This window comes from Nonomuraea sp. B1E8, from assembly GCF_039871515.1.
In the GTDB taxonomy this organism is placed as follows: domain Bacteria; phylum Actinomycetota; class Actinomycetes; order Streptosporangiales; family Streptosporangiaceae; genus Nonomuraea.
Map to the genome: position 1 here is coordinate 87,661 of NZ_JBDPLS010000004.1, position 17,252 is coordinate 104,912.

Below are 17,252 nucleotides of genomic sequence, written 5' to 3' on the forward strand. Positions count from 1 at the left end.
GGCCGCTTAAGGCGGCGGGGCTAGCTTGAAGCGGTCGTGAACGCGCCATCACCCGGCTGGGAGGACTGGAGTGGTCGAACAGGCGTCGGCCTGGGTGGAGTCACCGCTCCAGATGCTGTGCGCCGTCGAGGCCCACCACGCCGGGCTCCTCGGGACCGCCACGGCCGTCGTGCCGCGGGCGGGGCTGCGCCCGCTGAAGGCGACCCGCCGGGAGCTGCGCGCTCTCGGGCTGCCCGACGGGCTCGAACTGGCCGAGCCGCGCGAGAACATGCCGAGGCGCCTGCACGCCGTCGGCGACGCCTTCTCCGGCAAGGTCCAGCTGCGCTGGCTCACCTCCGGCACCGGAATCATCTCGGGACGCATCGTCATCGTCGATGACGGCCTGGCCACGCTCCGGCTGCTGGAGCTGCTGGCCGCCGGGCCCTCGCGGCCGCTGCTGCGGGCCCGCGCCAGGCCCACCGCGCCGCGATGGGCGCTCGGCCTGGCCGCCGCGCTGCGCCTGCGCATGAGCGAGGTCTCCGTCTTCACCGCGCTGCCCGTGTCCGACGAGCTCGCCGCCGCCGTCCGCCGTGCCGGTGTCGACCTCGTACGCCACGACTTCGCCTGGTTGCGCGCCCAGCCGCCCAGCGCGGAAGGGCCGGCCGAGCGCACGATCGTGCTCGGCACCTCGCTCGTCAGGAACGGCCTCGTGCACCGCGACCACTACCTGCGCTGGCTGACCGAGCTGGCGGCGCGGGAGCCGCTCGCCTACTACCCGCACCGCCGCGAGGACCCCGTGGACGTGGCCCTGATCCGGGAGCGTCCCGGCATCACCGTGCACGACGCGGGCGTGCCCGCCGAGCTGACGTTGCGCGGGCTGGACGCGGGCCAGCGCGTCCTCAGCCTCCCCTCGACGGCGATCACCTCGCTGCGGGTGCTGCTCAGCCCGCGCGGTGTCGCCATCGAGCCCGTGAACGTTCCCGATGACTGGTGGACCAGTAGGGCGGAACCCGCCCTGCGCTCGCATTTGACTGGAGTGTCTGGGTGAGAGTGCTGGCGGTTGCCGACTCCGACTCGTACCTGAAGTGGGCGGCCTGCCTGCTCGACGACCTGCCCGCCGGGAGCGTGACGGAGCTGGCGGTGGTGCGCACGCCGATCGCGCCCTCGCCCGAGCAGATCGCCGCGGCGGTGAGCGGACCGATGGAGGGCCGGGCGGGCCGGGGAGAGGCGCCGCCGGTGTTGTCGGCGCGGTCGGTGCGCAGGCTGGCCGAGCGTACGCGGCCCGACGTGATCCTCGTCGCCTGCACGGGCCCCGTCGTGGACGTGCTGGTCTCCGAGGTGCTCGCGGGGTTGCAGCCGAGGCCCGTGTTCGTCAGCGGGCTGCCGGGCATCTCGGTGCCGGCCACGGAGAAGGCGTGGGTGTTCCGCAGCGGCTGCGACCTGTTCGTGGTGCACAGTGAGCGGGAGGTGGCCGAGTTCCGCGACATCGCCGGCCGGCTCGGCGGGGGAGGGGCGGTCGGCCTGGCCAGGCTGCCGTTCCTGCGTCCCGATGCCGTGGCCGAGGGCGGGAACCGGATCGTGTTCGCCACCCAGGCCAAGGTGCCGCGCCCGCGCGAGGAGCGCGAGCGCGTCCTGCTGGCGCTCGCCGAGCTCGCCGGGCGGCGGCCGGAGCTCGACGTGGTGGTCAAGCTGCGCGCCCTGGAGGACGAGCGGCAGACGCACAACGAGCGCCACCACTACCAGCGGTTGTGGCGGGAGATGGGCGAGCCCGGGCGGCTCACCTTCGCCGCCGGGCCGATGCACGACCAGCTCACGCGGGCGGCCGGGTTCGTCACGGTGAGCTCGACGGCGGCGCTGGAGGCGATCGCGCTGGGCGTGCCCTCGCTGGTCCTGAGCGACTTCGGCGTCAGCGCCGAGATGATCAACCTGGTGTTCGAGGGCAGCGGCCTGCTGGGCACGCTGGACGACCTGGCCAAGGGCGACTTCCGCACCGCCTCGGCCGAGTGGTGCGCGGCCAACTACTTCCACCCGCAGGAGCGCGGCACCTGGGCAGGGCTGCTGGCCGGGCTGGTGAGCGACCGGCCGGGGACCCCCGCCCGGTCGCTGCTGGACGGGCCCGAGCACGCCGCCGCCCGGCGCAAGGCCCGGCTGCGGGTGGAGGTCCATCCCACGATGTTGCGAGCGGGCTACCGCGCCAAGCGCCGCATGCGCCGCTATCTGAAGGCCCTGTCCTAACAGCCCTGTCCTAACAGCCCTGTCCTAACAGCCCTGTCCTAACAGCCCTGTCCTAACAGCCCTGTCCCAGCAGCGCTCAGATCGTGGATCTGAGCTTCCTGCGCAGCCTGGTCAGCGCGCCGGATCTGGCGGGCGGGGCCACCAGGTCCAGCGCCTCGAGCCGCCTGCGCTTGAAGTAGCGGGCGTCGAACGTGATGGCGTCCGGCCGCAGCTCCGGATAGGTGCCGGCCTGCATGCAGTAGCCCACGGTCCGGACGAGGCCGGGCAGGTCCACGGCGGGCGGCTCTTCGATCACGCCCTCCGCCGACAGCCGGGGCAGCAGCGCGTCCACGATCGTGACCGGGATCCTGTTGCTGTTCTCGTACGGCGCCAGCCGCTCCAGCACCATGCCGGTGCCGTACGACGCGACCGGCAGCCCGAAGTAGCGCCGCGCGGTCACCAGCCCGGTGGAGAAGCAGCCCACGACCAGCTCGGGCCGCAGCGCCGCGAAGCACACCTCGGCGGGCACGCTCTCGGCGGCCACCGACAGGTCCACCCCCAGAGGCCCGGCCGCGGCACGCAGGAGCCTGGCGTGCCGGCGCCCCGCGGCCGGGTGCGGTTTGAACACGACATCGGTGCAGCCCCGGGCGGCCAGCGCCGCCAGCATCGTCTCGTGCAGCGCGGCCTCCTCCTCCGGCGTGACGATCTCCAGCGCCGACAGGTACTGGCCGAGGATCATCGCCTGTCCGGCGGGCGGCCGTGGCGCGGTGGCGGCCACCTCGTCCAGCACCGACAGGAAACGCTCGCCGGGCAGGAGCTCGGGCGCGACGCCGTACTCGCTGAGCAGCAGCGGCGTCAGCCCCGGCACGAGGTCCAGGTGGAGCAGCCGCCCCACGCGGCGGAAGATCTCGGCGGGCAGCGGGTCGCGGGTCGGGCCGTAGCTCATCAGCCCGTCGGAGTAGACGGTGATCGGGCAGTCGCGCACCAGCCCGGCGATCGTGCGGGCGGGCGGCACCGCGATCGACTCCAGCACCAGCTCCTCGACCCCGTCCAGCCCCCAGCGGGATCGGATGAGGCGCTCCAGCATGGGCACCTCGATGACCCGCGCCCGCCAGTCGGACGGATGCAGGGGGGCGATGAGCTCGTTCCACGAGACGACCGCGTCGAAGCGGCCGCGCAGCGGCGCGAAGCCGGGCACCCCGTCGAGCGGCGTCGCCACCTCGGGCACGGCCGCGTTGTTCGACACCACGAGCAGGCGCCGGCCGTCGCCGAACCGGCCGTCGTCGATGGCGGCGGCCAGCGACATCGCCCCGAACAACGTCGAGGCGTAGAAGACCTTCACGGGGGCTCCTCCCGGTCATCGCGGACCCGGCTGTGCGGGCTGGGGGGCGGGCTGGGGGGCAGGCCGGGCACCAGGGCCCGCAGCAGCGCCTCGCGGTCGCGGGCCATCCCGGCCACCGACTCCGCCACCAGCTCCGGGGGCAGCCCGCCCACCATCTCCGCGCCGCGCTCCTCGAAGCGGGCGCGCAGCTCGGGCGTGAAACGGTCGCCGATGTCCAGGTGGTGGGCCAGCAGCGCGCAGAAGTTCCGCACCGCCTTGGGCAGGAACTCCGGCTCCACGTCCTTGAAGACCAGCTCGAACGCGTCGAAGAAGTGCAGCTGGCGCTCGTCGCCCACCTGCGTCAGCGACCCGGGGACCATGCGCCGGTAGAACACGCCGGGCAGCGACACCACCGCGAACGTGGCGGCCTCCCTGTGCAGCCGCCAGATCCACGGACGGTCCTCGGCGGTGTGCAGCGAGCCGGGGAAGTGCAGCAGGTCGCCCAGGGAGCGCCGGTAGATCCCGGCCCACGCGTACGGGTAGTCCACCATGGTGCGGACCCCCGCGGGCATGATGGCGCCGCGCGCGTCGAGCACCGCGCCCCTCGGGGTGGCCAGCGGGGCCCGGTGGACGACCCGCTTGCGGCCCTCGACCTGGACGTGGTCGGTGCGGACGAAGTCGCACCCGAGCCCGTCGACGGCCTCGACGAGCCGCGCCAGGTAGCCGGGGGCCAGCCAGTCGTCGCCGTCCAGATACGTGACGTACCGGCCCGACGCGGCCGACAGTCCCGTGTTGCGCGCGTCGGCCAGCCCGACGGGAGCGCGGTTGCGCACCAGGCTCAGCCCGGGCAGATCGAGGAGGAAGTCCTCCACGATGTCGCCCGTGGCGTCCTCGGACCCGTCGTCCACGACGATGAACTCGAAGTCGTGCCGGGCGTTACGGCAGAGCGAGGCGAGCGCGTCGGCGATGAAGCGCTCGCCGTCCCGCACCGGCACGATGACGGAGAGGGTGATCACTGAGGGGCCGGTCAGACGGTCACCCGGCGCAGGCGGGCCTTGGGGGCCTGCTCGCCGGGGAAGACGCGCTTGACGCCGTCGCCCATGGCCTGCTCGATGATGCGGATGTCGCGTACGAGGTGCTCCAGGCCCGCCGGCTCCAGCGAGGCGGCGTGGTCGGAGCCCCACATGGTCCTGTCGAGCGTGATGTGCCGCTCGACGCAGACCGCGCCGAGCGTCACGGCGGCCAGCGAGATCTGCAGCCCGCGCTCGTGCCCGGAGTAGCCGACGGGCACGCCGTAGCGCTCCTTGAGCGTCGTGATCGTGCGCAGGTTCGCCTCCTCAGGAGGCAGCGGGTACGTGGACGTCGCGTGCATCATGATCAGCTTCTCGGTGCCGAGGATCTCGACGGCCCGGTCGATCTCCGGCAGCGTCGACATGCCGGTCGACAGGATGACCGGCTTGCCGGTGGCGGCCAGGACGCGCAGCAGCTCGTGGTCGGCGACGCTCGCCGAGGCCACCTTGTGCACCAGGACGTCCATCTCCTCCAGGAACTCCACCGACGGCACGTCCCATGGGGAGGCGAACCAGTGCAGCCCCCGCTCGTCGCAGTATTTCGCGATCTGGCGGTACTCGTCGTGGCCGAACTCGGTCCGCTCCTTGTACTCCAGATACGTCATCTCGCCCCAGGGCGTCTGCCGGATCTGGCCCTTCTGCTCCTCGGGCACGCAGATCGCCGGAGTGCGCTTCTGGAACTTGACCGCCTGGCAGCCCGCGTCGGCGGCCACGTCGATGAGGCGGCGGGCGAGGTCGAGGTCGCCGTTGTGGTTGATGCCGATCTCGCCGATCACGTAGACGGGCTCGCCGTCGCCGACCGGCACGTCACCGATCGCCACCGGGCCGAGCCTGCGCTCCGTCCTCGCCTCGGCGACGGGTGCCGCGGGGCGGGCGGCCACGACCCGGTCGCACAGCTCGCGCACCGCGCCCGACCCGCCGGGCCTGGTCAGCACCACGCGGGCGGCGGCGCGCACGCGCGGGTGCGCGTCGGGCGTCGCGACGGGCCAGCCGACCTCGGCCATCGGGCCCAGGTCGTTGACGTCGTTGCCGACGTAGGCGACCCTGGCCGGGTCGAGGCCCTCGATGTTCAGCCAGTCGCGCAGCACGGTGCGCTTGTCGGCGAGCCCCTGCAGCACGGGCACGCCCAGCTTGCGGGCGCGGGCCGCCACCACCGGGTTGCGCTCGGTCGACATCACCAGCACCTTCACACCCGAGCGCCTCAGCAGCGACACGCCCATCCCGTCGGAGCGGCTGACCAGCACCATCTCCCGGCCCTCCGAGTCGACGTAGGCGCGGTCGTCGGTGTGCACGCCGTCGAAGTCGGTGATGACCGCGTCGACGTCGATCGGCTCCGGCTCGTCGAGGAACGGGGCCAGCGCGCGGACCAGTTCGAGGTCCTCGGGGTCGTCGATCTCGATGGCGTGCTGCGGCGGGACCGGTTGCACGGCGACCTCGCCGAAGAAGCGGTGGCCGCGCTCGCGCAGGCCGGAGGTGCGCATGACGTAGAAGGCGCCGTTCTCGCGGAACTGGGGTTCGCGGTCCTGGCGGCGCGGCCTGACGGCGGGGTCGTGGTTGACGCCGCCGCCGGTGGCCGTCCAGAGGAACTCGTGCGTCGGCAGCCCCGACACGACCGAGTCGGCCTGGCCGTCCAGCACCTTGCGCACCGCCGCCGACAGGTCGGCGGGGTCGATGAACGCGCTCGTGCACTGGACGAGCACCACGACCTCGGGGTCGGCGCCGAGGGCGTCGAGCGCGTGCAGCACCGCCGACTCGCTGGAGGCGGTCGAGCCGCTCAGCTCCTCGGGCCGGTCGACCACGGTCGCCCCCGCCTGCCTGGCGGTCTCGGCGATGCCCGCGTGGTCGGTGCTGACCACGACCTCGTCCACGAGCTCGGCGCGCAGGCACGCCCGCACGGCGCGGGTGACCAGGGGCACGCCCCCGACCAGGGCGAGGTTCTTCAAGGGAACGCCCGCCGAACCTCCGCGGGCGGGAATGACGGCCAGGACTCGCAAGTGGGTCTCCTCGGTACGTCGGATTGCACCCAGAAGCTAGAAGGCCGGGTTGAACGGCCAGCGTCACCGTCATTAACTTTCCATGGGGATCCGGTGGAGCAACTCTGGCCGGCCCACTCCGCCGTCACCGCGCGAGCGGGAGCCGCAGGACGAACCTCGCCCCGCCCGGGCAATCCTCGACGGCGATCCGGCCGCCGTGCGCCACCGCCACGTCCCGGGCGATGGCCAGGCCCAGCCCGGTGCCGCCCGCGTCGCGGCTGCGAGCCGCGTCCAGCCGGGTGAAGCGTTCGAAGATGCGCTCGCGGTCCTCCACGGCTATCTCCATCCCGTCGTTCTCGACGGCCAGCACCGCCATGCCGTCCGCGCGGGAGACCGTGACCAAGACCCGGGACTCGGCGTGCCGCTGGGCGTTGTCCAGCAGGTTCGTCAGCACCCTGCCGAGCTGGACGCGTACCCCATCGACCACCACCCCCTCCTCCAGCTCCACCTGGACGGGCACCTTGTCGGAGCGGGTGGCCAGCTCCTGGCGCACCAGCACGGCCAGGTCGACGTCCTCCTTGGCGGCGTCCACCTGGGATCCGATCCTGGCCAGGAGCAGCAGGTCGGTGATGATGGCCTCAAGGCGGTCGGTGTCGCGCAGGCTGCCGCTCACCAGCGATTCGACGTCGGTGTCCTCCGGGTAGAGCTGGGCGCTCTCGAGCTGGGCGCGCAGCCCGGCGATGGGGGTGCGCAGCTCGTGCGAGGCGTCGGCGGCGAACCGGCGCTGCTGCTCGGCGGAGCGCTCCAGCCGGGCCAGCGTGTTGTTGACCGATCGGGCCAGCTGGGCCAGCTCGTCGTCGCCCGGCGGCTGCGAGACCCGGTGGCTCAGGTCGCCGGCGCGGACGGCGTCCAGCTCGGCTCGCATGACCGCCACCGGCCGCAGCGCCCTCCCCGTGACCAGCCACGTGGTCCACGAGGCCAGCGCGATCAGCACCGCGACCTGGACGAAGACGATCACGTCGAGAACGCGGGTGCCGAGCACGTCGGGGCTCCTGCGGCCGGCGTACACGACGGGGGAGTCGGCGAAGATGGTCACCCGTACCGCCGACAGATGCACGCACTCGGTCGGCAGGCAGTTCGTGGTGCTGATGTCCTGGGTCTCCTGCGTGGGGCGCACGTCGCTGAGCGGCGGCAAATTCCTGGCCGCGTCGCTCGTGGCGAGGATCTGCCCGTTGGGGCCGACGACCTGGATCAGGTCGACCGACGGGTCGACCACCGGGATGGCGGCGCCCACGGGGAGCGCGCCGCCGCGCATCTCGGCGGCGATGCGCTCGGCGGTGTCCCTCGTCGACTGGAAGACGCTCGCCTCGATGACGGACCTGGCCACCACGATGGCGACGATGGCGAGGGGGATGAACACGAGGGCGGCAACGGCCGTCGCGATGAGGGTCACGCGTCCGCGCAGGGACCTGGCCCACCAGGGTGCCATCCCCCGAGGTTACCGAGCGTGATTGCCGCTCTATGTCGGGTCAGGACAAAGATTCACCCAACCGTGGAGCGTTGGAGCCAGACCGTGGTGTCCGGCGGGACGGACCCGTCGCGCGGCAGCGGCCCGCTGGACAGCAGCACCTCGCCCGTCACGTCGGGGCGCACCGGCTCCTCGCCCGTGTTGACCACCACGACCAGGCCGGGGTCGCGCTCGATGGCCAGCACGTCCTCGGGGGAGTCGAGCCATGCGAGCGTCCCGCCGCCGAGCGCCGGGTGCTCCTTGCGGATCCGCAGGGCGGCGCGGTAGAGGTTCAGCGTGGAGCCGGGGTCGTCCTCCTGGGCCTGCGCCGACAGCGCCGCCCACGAGGCGGGGATCGGCAACCACGGGTCCGTCCAGCCCATGCCCTCGGAGCCGGTCCACGGGATCGGCACCCGGCAGCCGTCGCGGCTGTCGCCGCGGCGCAGGAACGCCGGGTCCTGGCGCAGCTCGTCCGGCAGGTCGAGCACCTCGGGCAGGCCCAGCTCCTCGCCGTTGTAGAGGTAGGCCGAGCCCGGCAGGGCCAGCATGAGCAGGGTGGCCGCCCGGGCGCGGGCCAGGCCGCCATGGCGGGTGACGTGGCGCGGCTTGTCGTGGTTGGACAACACCCACGTGGTGGGCGCCCCGACCAGCTCCGCCTCCTTCAGCGACTTCTCGATGACCGTACGGAACGACTTGGCGTGGAAGTCGGCCAGCATGAAGTCGAAGTTGAACGCCTGGTGCAGCTCGTCCGGGCCGATGTAGCGGGCCAGCCGCTCCGGCGAGGACACCCACGCCTCGGCCACCGCCATCCTGCCGCCCGGGTAGGAGTCGAGGATCGGCCGCCACTCGCGGTAGATGTCGTGCACGCCGTCCTGGTCGAAGTACGGCACCTGCTCCCCGCCCAGCATCTCGGCCTGGCGCCCGTCCTTCGCCCCCACGTCGGGCAGTCCGGGGGCCTTGACCATGCCGTGCGCCACGTCGATGCGGAAGCCGTCCACGCCGCGGTCGAGCCAGAACCGCAGGATGTCGCGGAACTCGGCGCGCACCTCCGGGTTCTCCCAGTTGAGGTCGGGCTGCTCGGGCGCGAACAGGTGGAGGTACCACTGCCCGTCCTCGACCTGGGTCCAGGCGGGGCCGCCGAAGATCGACTCCCAGTCGTTGGGCCGGTCGCGGAAGATGTAGCGGTCGCGCAGCCCGGCCTGGAACCACGGGTGCCGGTCGGAGGAGTGGTTCGGCACGAGGTCCACGATGACCCTGATGCCGGCCTCGTGCGCGCCGGCGACGAGCGCGTCGAAGTCGCCGAGCGAGCCGAACATGGGGTCCACGTCCCGGTAGTCGGCCACGTCGTAGCCGCCGTCGGCCATCGGCGAGGTGTAGAAGGGGCTCAGCCAGATGGCGTCCACGCCCAGGCGCGCGAGGTAGGGCAGCCGGCCGCGCACGCCTTCGAGGTCGCCGACGCCGTCGCCGTCGGAGTCGGCGAAGCTGCGGGGATACACCTGGTACACGACGGCGTCGCGCCACCAGTCGTCATTGCCGAGCATGTCTGTCCTTCCCCCGGATGTCCCGAGATGTCGGGATGGTCTGGTGCAGGATGCCGCGATCGTTCTCCGGCGGTCAAGTGCAAGTTGCGGAAAGTTGCAGGGATCACCATCCCGCGCTGGAGCGGCCGGTCACGAGGTCACGAGGGGTGGGGATGCCGCCGCGGATTGCGCAATTTCTTGCGGTCCTGGCGGAACCTCCAGGGAGGCTGCGGATGTCAACGCGTGTGTGGCGTCCCGCCTTTGATCACGCTACGGTTGCCTCTGCCGTGGTCAGCGTTTCAACTAGATAGTGGTGTGCTCGCATGAGGGTGTTGCCCGTAGCCGTCATCGTCTCGCTCCTGCCGGCCGTGCCCGCCGCGGCGCAGGCCCACGCCGGAACGACGTACTACGTCGACTCCCGGTCGGGCGACGACGCGGCCGCCGGCACCAGCGCGAGCACCGCGTGGAAGTCGCTCGACCAGGCGGTCTCCGACCTCAAGCCGGGCGACACCGTCAGCGTCAGGCGCGGCAGCGGCTTCACCGCCCCCCTCACCCTCACCGCCAGCGGCACGAAGGCCCAGCCGATCACCATCACGACGTACGGCTCCGGGGCCAGGCCCAGGATCAGCGGCTCCGGCGGCGACTGCGTCGTGGTCAAGGGCCATCACTGGCGCATCAGCGGCCTGCGGGCCTCCGCCTGCCGCTGGGCCGGCTTCCGGCTCGACGGCGACGACAACGAGCTGATCGGCGTGCAGGCCGACAAGAACATCGCCGGCGCGTTCGTCACGCCCTCCGGCGTCCGCAACACCATCCGTGACAGCGTCTTCACCGACAACAACCGGATGAGCGTCAACGACAAGGGCGGCGACAACGACTCCGGCGCCTTCGGCGTGCTGCTCAACGGCGACGACAACGTGGTGACCCGCAACACCATCACCGGCAGCTTCGCCAAGAGCGAGGACTACGGCACCGACGGCGCCGCCGTCGAGATCTTCGGCGGCGACCGCAACCGCGTCACCCACAACACCGCCAGGAACAACGAGACGTTCACCGAGCTCGGGGCCAAGAAGGGCAAGACCGCCACTGGCAACGTGTTCGCCTTCAACGTCGTGACCTCCTCCCGCAAGCGCGGCTCCTTCCTCATCACCCGCGGTCCCCGCCACATCGTCGGGCCGGTCAAGGGCACGGTCGCCGTGCACAACACCGTCTACCTGCCGGCCCGCGACACCGTCGGCTGGTCCTGCCACGACGGCTGCGCGCCGTCCATCCTGAAGCTGCGCAACAACGTGATCGTCGTCGGCGGCGAGGCCGGCTTCGAGGACGGCAAGGGCGCCGACGAGGGCGGCAGCGTGTACAAGGGCCGCACGGCCAGGTTCAAGCTGGGCCCGAAGTCGGTCACGGCCGATCCGAAGTTCACCTCCCGCACCGACCTGCGCCCTGGCGCCGGCTCCCCGGCGCTCGGCCGCGGCATCGCCCTGCCCCCGTCGTGGTACGGCGGCAAGGCCTTCGCCAAGGACATGAAGGGCAAGGCGCTGACCGGTTCGCCCGACGCGGGGGCGTACCAGCGCTGACCCGCGGTCCCCGTCCGCCGGGTCTAGAGTGAGCGATGTGCTGCACGATGTTCGCGGGCCTCTGGTGAGGCAGCTCGCCGAGTCCGACGCTCCCCGGCGCTACTGGCACATGGGCGACGAGGACGGGCGGGCCTGGTTGTTCGAGAGCGTCGAGGGCGACGGCGAGCACTGGGCGGTCAGGCAGGTGGAGGTGGGCGCCGACCGGGCGGCCCGGCGCTACTGGTGGCGGCGGCTGCAGGACGACGACGGCTTCCTGACCGACCAGCCGCTGGAGATCTGGGAGCTCACCGAGATCACCGAGGCGGCGTTCGAGGCCGTCTGGGCCGCCGCCGGCTGAGCCCGCCTACCGGGCGGAATGGCTCGCCAGGCCGTTGATCATCAGGTGGACGGCCGTGTCGAAGGTGCGGGCCGTCTCGTCGGGGTCGTCCGGCACGTGGCCCTGGATCTCGGCCGTGATCAGCCCCGTGACGAACGCGTGCAGCACGTCACTCGTCCGGCGCAGCTCGGGCTCCGGCACCCCGGCCTGCCGCAGGATGCGGTAGAGGGTCGCCCAGATCACCAGCGTCCTGTCCTCGATGATCTCCGGGTGGGCGTGCAGATGGGTCCACATGGCCGGGTGGCTGCGCGCGTGCCGGTAGTAGGCCAGGGCCAGCGTCCTGAGCTGGTCCTGCCAGGGGGTGCCGTCGTCCGGCGGGAGGTCCACGCGCTGCTGGATCGTGGCGCAGATCAGCCTGATCAGCGCGTCCTTGCTCGCCACGTGGTGGTAGAGCGACATCGGGTTGACGTCGAGCTCGGCCGCCAGCTTGCGCATGGACAACCCCTCCACGCCGCCCTCGTCTATGAGGCGCAGCGCCGTCGAGCTGATCTCTTCCAGTGTCAGGGGCGTCCCTCTGCGCGCGCTCACAGCCATACACCGTATGGTAGCGTCCGCCATACGGTGTATGGCTACACAAGGGAGCTTTCATGGCACGCATCCCCGCCCCGCCGGGCCTGCCCGTCCTGGGCAACACGCTGCAGATCCCCTCGCACGCGCCGGTGGAGCACTTCGTCAAGGTCGCCTCCCGGTACGAGGAGGGCATCTTCCAGCTCGAGATCGCCGGTCGCACGATCGTTCTCGTGTACGACCCGGACCTCGTCGCGGAGGTGTGCGACGAGAGCCGGTTCGTCAAGCGCATCGGGCCGCCGCTGTCGATCGTGCGCGACTTCGCCGGCGACGGGCTGTTCACCGCCGACCGGGACGAGCCAGTCTGGGGGCAGGCGCACCGCATCCTGATGCCGGCCTTCGGCCAGCGCTCGATGAAGGCGTACTACCCGCAGATGCTCGAGGTGGCCGAGCAGCTCATCGCGTCGTGGGCCGGCCGCCAGGGGGAGGACCTGCCCGTCGCCGACGACATGACCCGGCTCACCCTGGACACGATCTCGCTCACCGGCTTCGGCTACCGCTTCCACTCGTTCGACTCGCCCGAGCTGCACCCGTTCCTCACGGCCATGGGAGGCGCGCTGACCGAGGCGATGCTGCGCAACCAGCAGCTCCCGTTCGTCACCAGGCTGCAGCGCAGACGCGAGGAGGCCTACCGCCGCGACATCGCCACCATGCAGGAGCTCGTCGACGACGTGATCAGGCAGCGCCGTTCCGGGAGTTCGACGGGCTCGAAGGACCTGCTCGGGCTCATGCTGGAGGCGTCCGACCCGCGCAGCGGCGCCCGCCTGTCCGACGAGAACATCCGCAACCAGGTCCTCACCTTCCTGATCGCCGGGCACGAGACGACCAGCGGCCTGCTCTCCTTCGCCCTGTACAACCTGCTGCGCGAGCCCCACACCCTGGCCCGCGCGTACGACGAGGTGGACCGGCTGCTGCCGGACGACGAGCCGCCCTCCTACGAGACGATCATGAAGCTCGACGTGATCCCCCGCATCCTGGAGGAGACGCTGCGCGTCTGGTCGCCGATCCCGCTGTTCGCCGTGAGTCCGATCGAGGGCACGGTCGAGAACTCCACGATCGGCGGCTACGTCCTGCCCGAGGGCGCCAGGGCCGGCGTGCTGCTGCCGGCGTTGCACCGCCACCCCAAGGCGTGGGATCGGCCTGGCGAGTTCGACATCGACCGCTGGCTGCCCGAGCAGAAGAAGGACCACCACCCGGCGGCGTACAAGCCGTTCGGCAACGGCGAGCGGGCCTGCATCGGCCGCCAGTTCGCGCTCACCGAGGCCAGGCTCGCCCTGGCGCTGATCCTGCGGCGCTTCGCCATATCCGACCCGAGCGTCTACCGCATGAAGATCAAGCAGATGCTCACCCTCAAGCCGGACGGCTTCACGCTCAGGGTCCGCGAGCGCCGCGCCCACGAGCGGGCGGTCGTGGCCGTGCCGCAGGAGCGGCCGAGCGAGCAGCAGGAGATCGCCGTCACCGGCGTCCCCCTCACCGTCGCGTACGGCTCCAACCTCGGCACCAGCGCCGACCTCGCCGAACGCCTGGCCGAGCGGGCGGGGCGGGCCGGGTTCACCACCACGCTGACGGCGCTGGACGAGCTGACGCCGCCGGGCGAGGGCCTGCTCGTCGTGGTCGCCTCCTCCTACAACGGCAAGGCCCCCGACAACGCCCAGCGTTTCGACGCCCTGGAGTCGCTGCCCGACATGTCCGGGGTGCGGCTGGCCGTGCTGGGCTGCGGCAACACGCAGTGGCCCACGTACCAGGAGTTCCCCAAGCGGGCGTACGAGAAGCTGACGGCGGCGGGCGCCGTGCCGCTGATCGAACGCGGCGAGGCCGACACGGACGGCGACTTCGACGGTGACGTGTCGGCGTGGACGGCCCGCCTGTGGGAGGCGCTGGCCGAAGAGTACAGCGCGTCCACCGCGGGCGCGGGCCCCCGCTACGAGATGGAGGTGCTCAGCGAGACCGAGGTCCGGCCGGCGGTCGTGTCCGAGCGGGCCTTCCCGCTGACCGTCGTCTCGACCGGGGAACTGACCGGCGACCCCGCGGGGCTCTGGGACTTCTCGATCGAGGCGCCCCGCCCCGGCGTGCGCTCCATCGTGGCCAGGCTGCCCGAGGGCGTCACCTACACGGCGGGCGACCACGTGGCCGTCTTCGCCAAGAACGACCCCGAGCTGGTGGAGTGGGCGCTGGGCCGCCTGCGCGTCCCCCGGGACCAGGTCGTACGGCTGAGCGCCGCCGGAACCACCCACCTGCCCGTCGGCACGCCGGTCACGGCGGGCCTGCTGCTGACCGAGTTCGCCGAGTTGCAGGAGGTGGCCACCAGGTCGGACCTTGAGGCGCTGGCCGCGCACACCGCCTGCCCGTGGACCCGCGGCCAGATCGCCGAGCTGACCGCGAACTACGCCGACGAGATCCTCGCCAAGCGGGTCTCCCCGCTGGCCCTGCTCGACCGCTTCCCGGCGATCGAGCTGCCGCTCCCCGCCTTCCTGGAGATGGCCGGGCCGATCAGGCCGCGCTACTACTCGGTCTCCTCCTCGCCGCTGGCCGATCCCGGCCTCGTCCGGCTCACCGTCGGCCTGGTCGAGGGGCCCGCCTGGTCCGGCTCGGGCACCTACCACGGCATGTGCTCGGCCTACCTGGCCGGGCTGAAGGAGGGCGACGTCTTCTACGGCTACGTCCGGGTCCCCGCGCCGCCGTTCCGGCTGCCCGCCGACCCGGCCACGCCGGTGATCCTCGTCGGTCCCGGCACCGGGTTCGCGCCGCTGCGCGGCTTCCTGGAGGAGCGGGCGCTGACCGGCGCGACCGGGCGGGCCGCGGTGTTCACCGGCTGCCGCCATCCGGACCACGACCAGCTGTACGCGGGCGAGCTGGCCGCCTGGGCCGCGTCGGACCTGGTGACCGTGCACGCCGCGTACTCCGCCGTGCCGGGCCATCCGTACCGGTTCGTGCAGGACGCCATCGCCGCGCGCGCGGACGAGGTGTGGGAGCTGCTGGAGCAGGGGGGCCACGTCTACGTCTGCGGCGACGGCCTGCGGATGGCGCCGGCCGTGCGGCGGGCGCTGCTGGACGTCCACCGCCGGGCGACCGGCCGCGACGGCGCGGCGTGGCTGGCCGCGCTGGAGGCGGACGGGCGCTACCAGCAGGACGTCTTCGCCTGATCCCCGGCTCGGTGGCGCGCTCCGGCTCCGTTGCGGGAGGGCCCGCGCGCGGACGCCTCGAAGGCCCCGGTCAGCAGAACGCGGTGTCCAGGGCCTTCTGCAGGGCGTCGGCGGAGGCCGTCGCGCTGTAGGGGTTGCCGGACATCACGAGCGTGCGGCCGTCGTCCGAGCGCAGCGCGTAGGTGAGGTAGCCGAAGACGCCGCCGCTGTGGCCGTAGAGGCTCTTGCCGCACGTCGTGTCGAACTTCTGCAGGCCGAGCCCGTAGCCGAGGCCCTCGCCAGCCGGCTGCGTGGTGCGCATCTGCTTGAGCGCGGACTTGCTGGTCAGCTTCCCGCCCAGCAGGGCGTCGAGAAAGCGGGCCAGGTCGGCCGTGGTCGAGATCATCTCGCCTGCGCCGTACTCCAGGGACGGGTTGATCCGGGTGGCGTCCACCACCTTGCCCTTGTGGACGGCGTAGCCGCGGGCGTGCGGCCGGGGGATCGACTGGCGGTGCCCCGGCAGGGACGTGTGGGTCAGGCGGAGGGGGCGCAGGATCCTGGTGGTGATCGCGTCGGCGTACGAGCCGCCTGTCAGCTTCTCGATCAGCATGGCGGCCACCACGTAGTTCGTGTTGGAGTAACGCCAGCCCTTGCCCGGCTCGAAGTACGGCGGCTTGGACAGCCCGACCGCCAGCAGCTCCTCCGGCGTCTGGTCGTAGCGCGACTCGACCGGCCGGAAGTCGCGCAGCGACCAGCCGGGGATGCCCGCGCCCGCGTAGTCGAACAGCCCGCTGGTGTGGTTCAGCACCTGCCGCACCGTGATCGGGCTGCCCTCGGGCAACGCGCCGGGCAGGTGCTTGGCGATCGGGTCGTCGAGCGACAGCTTGCCCTCGTCGGCGAGTTGCAGCACGACGGTGGCCACGAACGTCTTGGTCACGCTGCCGATGCGGAAATGGTTTTCGGGGTCGGCCGGTTTGCGCGAGACCACGTCGCGGTATCCGGCGGTGGCCGTCCAGTCCTCGCCCTTCTCACTGACCCGGACCAGGGCCGCCGACAGGGCCTTGGCCTTCACCAGGTTGTCGAGCTGCCGTTCGAGTGATGCGAAACGGTCGTCCGCGGGTGCGAGCGAGGTCAGGACGAGCGAAAGAGCGGCTATCTTCAGGGAAATCATGGGGACGACTGTAGAAATCAGGGGAGGACCCGGCCATGCGGTCCGCCATACGATGACCTGCGGAAAACCGCAATACGCTTTATCGACAATCCGGACTTAACGCTGCATGCTGGGATATAAACCGCAGCATGTGCGACACATCCGTGGAACATGCCCGACATCTCTCCACGGCACTGTGGGAGCCTCTGGAAAGGGGGTCGCGATGCTGCTGCGATTGAGGGTGTCTCTTCCGGACAGGCCGGGCGCTCTGGGGCAGATCGCCAAGGCGCTGGGGGCGCTGGGAGCCGACATCCTGCAGGTCGTCGTGCTCGAACGCGAGTGCGGCCGCGCCGTGGACGACTTCACCGTCTCCTGGCCGGGCCCGATCACCCCGAGCGAGGCGAGCGAGCGGCTGTCCTCCATGCCCGGCGTACGCGTCGAAGGGGTCTGGCAGACCAAGGAGATGCCCGGATCCGCCCCCGACTACGACCTGTTGATGCACGTCGCGGCCGAGCCCGCACGAGGGTTCGCCACGCTGGTGGACGCGCTGCCCGGGCTGTGCGGGGCGGAATGGTCGGTGGCCGTGGCCGACGGCGCCGTGCGGCACGCCTCGCTGGCCGCCCCCGCCGGGTTCGACCCGCCCGAGCGCCCGCCGCGGGCCATCACCGTCGACGCGCGCGAGCTGCGGCTGATGTTGCTCCCGGTGCTCACCCAGGGCCTGCACGTGGTGGTCGCCAGGGCCGGCGGGCCGGTGTTCCACCGCGCCGAGGTCGAACGCGCCGCGCGCATCGTGGACGTGGTCGCCACGCTCGCCGCCCGGCACACGTCCGTACGCGCGGGTCATTGACCGGGCGATCACCTCGTCACTAACGTGATCGGTGC

13 protein-coding genes are annotated in these 17,252 nt (G+C 72.0%); 6 read left to right on the forward strand and 7 right to left on the reverse strand.

What is annotated here, in order from left to right:
* Positions 1-70 precede the first annotated feature (70 nt).
* Complete coding sequence (locus tag ABGA98_RS15395; protein ID WP_347618959.1) at positions 71-1,027, forward strand: hypothetical protein; 957 nt, start codon at positions 71-73, stop codon at positions 1,025-1,027.
* Positions 1,024-2,214 (forward strand): DUF6716 putative glycosyltransferase, encoded by a 1,191-nt coding sequence (locus tag ABGA98_RS15400; RefSeq protein WP_347618960.1) that lies wholly within the window; start codon positions 1,024-1,026, stop codon positions 2,212-2,214. The genes ABGA98_RS15395 and ABGA98_RS15400 overlap by 4 nt, the downstream gene beginning before the upstream one ends.
* A gap of 76 nt (positions 2,215-2,290) precedes the next feature.
* Here the strand turns inward: ABGA98_RS15400 and ABGA98_RS15405 are convergent, their stop codons facing one another.
* The 5 genes from ABGA98_RS15405 to ABGA98_RS15425 form a co-directional block, all read right to left on the reverse strand.
* Positions 2,291-3,535 (reverse strand): polysialyltransferase family glycosyltransferase, encoded by a 1,245-nt coding sequence (locus ABGA98_RS15405; RefSeq protein ID WP_347618961.1) that lies wholly within the window; start codon positions 3,533-3,535, stop codon positions 2,291-2,293.
* Positions 3,532-4,530, reverse strand: coding sequence for a glycosyltransferase family 2 protein (locus ABGA98_RS15410; protein ID WP_347618962.1), 999 nt, complete (start codon positions 4,528-4,530; stop codon positions 3,532-3,534). Before ABGA98_RS15410 ends, ABGA98_RS15405 begins: the two co-directional genes overlap by 4 nt.
* 11 nt (positions 4,531-4,541) lie before the next feature.
* A complete protein-coding gene (locus ABGA98_RS15415; RefSeq protein WP_347618963.1) occupies positions 4,542-6,578 on the reverse strand; it encodes an N-acetylneuraminate synthase family protein in 2,037 nt (678 codons plus the stop codon).
* A 124-nt stretch (positions 6,579-6,702) separates the two neighbouring features.
* A complete protein-coding gene (locus ABGA98_RS15420) occupies positions 6,703-8,046 on the reverse strand; it encodes a HAMP domain-containing sensor histidine kinase (protein ID WP_347618964.1) in 1,344 nt (447 codons plus the stop codon).
* 53 nt (positions 8,047-8,099) lie between these two features.
* A complete protein-coding gene (locus ABGA98_RS15425) occupies positions 8,100-9,605 on the reverse strand; it encodes a glycoside hydrolase family 13 protein (protein WP_347618965.1) in 1,506 nt (501 codons plus the stop codon).
* 302 nt (positions 9,606-9,907) lie between these two features.
* On the opposite strand from ABGA98_RS15425, the gene ABGA98_RS15430 reads away from it, so the two are divergent.
* Entirely contained in the window at positions 9,908-11,155 is a 1,248-nt protein-coding gene (locus ABGA98_RS15430; protein ID WP_347618966.1) for a right-handed parallel beta-helix repeat-containing protein, read from the forward strand.
* Between the two features lie 37 nt (positions 11,156-11,192).
* Complete coding sequence (locus tag ABGA98_RS15435; protein ID WP_347618967.1) at positions 11,193-11,492, forward strand: hypothetical protein; 300 nt, start codon at positions 11,193-11,195, stop codon at positions 11,490-11,492.
* A 6-nt stretch (positions 11,493-11,498) separates the two neighbouring features.
* Here ABGA98_RS15435 and ABGA98_RS15440 read toward each other — a convergent pair whose 3' ends face one another.
* Positions 11,499-12,065 carry a TetR/AcrR family transcriptional regulator gene (locus tag ABGA98_RS15440; protein ID WP_347618968.1) on the reverse strand — a complete coding sequence of 189 codons (567 nt, stop codon included), beginning with the start codon at positions 12,063-12,065 and terminating at the stop codon, positions 11,499-11,501.
* Between the two features lie 53 nt (positions 12,066-12,118).
* Between ABGA98_RS15440 and ABGA98_RS15445 the strand changes: the two genes are divergently transcribed.
* Entirely contained in the window at positions 12,119-15,241 is a 3,123-nt protein-coding gene (locus ABGA98_RS15445; RefSeq protein WP_347618969.1) for a cytochrome P450, read from the forward strand.
* A 70-nt stretch (positions 15,242-15,311) separates the two neighbouring features.
* Here ABGA98_RS15445 and ABGA98_RS15450 read toward each other — a convergent pair whose 3' ends face one another.
* Positions 15,312-16,391 carry a serine hydrolase domain-containing protein gene (locus ABGA98_RS15450; RefSeq protein ID WP_347618970.1) on the reverse strand — a complete coding sequence of 360 codons (1,080 nt, stop codon included), beginning with the start codon at positions 16,389-16,391 and terminating at the stop codon, positions 15,312-15,314.
* A gap of 202 nt (positions 16,392-16,593) precedes the next feature.
* On the opposite strand from ABGA98_RS15450, the gene ABGA98_RS15455 reads away from it, so the two are divergent.
* On the forward strand, positions 16,594-17,217 hold the full coding sequence (locus ABGA98_RS15455) for an amino acid-binding protein (protein ID WP_347618971.1): 624 nt from the start codon (positions 16,594-16,596) through the stop codon (positions 17,215-17,217).
* Positions 17,218-17,252: the final 35 nt, after the last annotated feature.